Origin of the sequence: Cytobacillus firmus NBRC 15306 (assembly GCF_001591465.1) — a bacterium.
Classification (GTDB): domain Bacteria; phylum Bacillota; class Bacilli; order Bacillales; family Cytobacillaceae; genus Cytobacillus; species Cytobacillus firmus.
Window position 1 is genome coordinate 1 of the sequence record NZ_BCUY01000226.1, and the last position, 1,126, is coordinate 1,126.

General features: G+C 34.6%; 1 protein-coding gene and 1 pseudogene. Both read left to right on the plus strand.

What is annotated here, in order from left to right:
* Positions 1-307 precede the first annotated feature (307 nt).
* Positions 308-445: pseudogene (locus BFI01S_RS22805) on the plus strand (helix-turn-helix transcriptional regulator); the annotation flags it as partial.
* Positions 446-700: 255 nt separating this feature from the next.
* Entirely contained in the window at positions 701-1,060 is a 360-nt protein-coding gene (locus BFI01S_RS22005; RefSeq protein ID WP_061794464.1) for a DUF4352 domain-containing protein, read from the plus strand.
* The last annotated feature ends 66 nt before the right edge of the window (positions 1,061-1,126 follow it).

The window sequence follows — 1,126 nt, forward strand, 5'->3', positions numbered from 1 at the left end:
ATTTGATCAACAGTGGTTAGATAACCAATTAACTACCAATGGATATGATAATGTAAAGCGTATACTTTACGCAGATTGGCGAGAGAGTGAAGGCATACATGTAAGTCCTAAATAAAATTTGTTAGGATAAGAGCACATCAATTTTCTTGGTGAATATAAACTTTAGTCTTCAACAATCAGGCGCTTTAATGAAGTAACTAAAGCCTAATTTTTCACTTATAACACCGAGAAATTAGACTTTTTATATTTTGATTTCCTTAACGTTGTAAATCCGCATTTTCCTGACGCTACCCCTTATAGTAGGGAAAAACTAATGGAGGAATTAAAAATATCCGCAAATACACTTTCAAATTGGAGCACTGGAAAGAGCATCCCTTCTTTAGAAAAAGCTTTTAAATTAGCTGATTTATTAGGTGTAAAGGTTGATGATCTGTATGAGCGATAGAAAAATGTGCCTTTACTGTGCAAAGTGGTTTCCAAAAGAAGAAATGTGGGAGATCAAGAAGAATCCGTACTGCAGCCGTTGTTATCCAGAAGTGTATGAGAACGTGAAAAACCAACCGTGGAATAAAGGTAAGCCCCCTGCTGAGTGGAGATAGCAAGGGGCTATTTTTGAAATGTAATTTTTGAAACAAAAATTTGCAAACATCGTATATAATTACAATTGGTAAATGTTCCAAAAAATACTAGGGGAAGAAGAATGAAAAAGTTTTTTAAGTTTGGTTGTTTAGGATTTATTGCTTTAATTATTTTAGGAGTTATTGGAGCAGCTCTATCTGATGGAGATGAAAAAACCTCAACTGAACCTAAAAGCCAAGAAGAAACGAAATCTGATAAACCAAAAGAAAAGAAAGCTGAACCTAAGATTGCTAAAATTGGTGAAACATCCACAGTTGCTGATGTAGGTTTCACTGTTCAATCTGTGGAAGAAACACAGGAAATTGATTCTGGAAATGACTTTATTATTAACGCTACAACTGATGGAAAATTCATCATTGCTGATGTGAAGATCGATAATGAAAAAACCAGGATTAAGCAAATCAGGCAAAGTGGTGTTTGAAGTTCCAGCTGATGTTGATCTTTCAAAAGCCATTTTACATTGCCAAACAGGTGCTTTTGGAACAGT

Excerpts from the sequence above, each read along its gene's own strand:
- BFI01S_RS22005 (WP_061794464.1), top strand. The coding sequence starts at position 701 with ATGAAAAAGTTTTTTAAGTTTGGTTGTTTAGGATTTATTGCTTTAATT.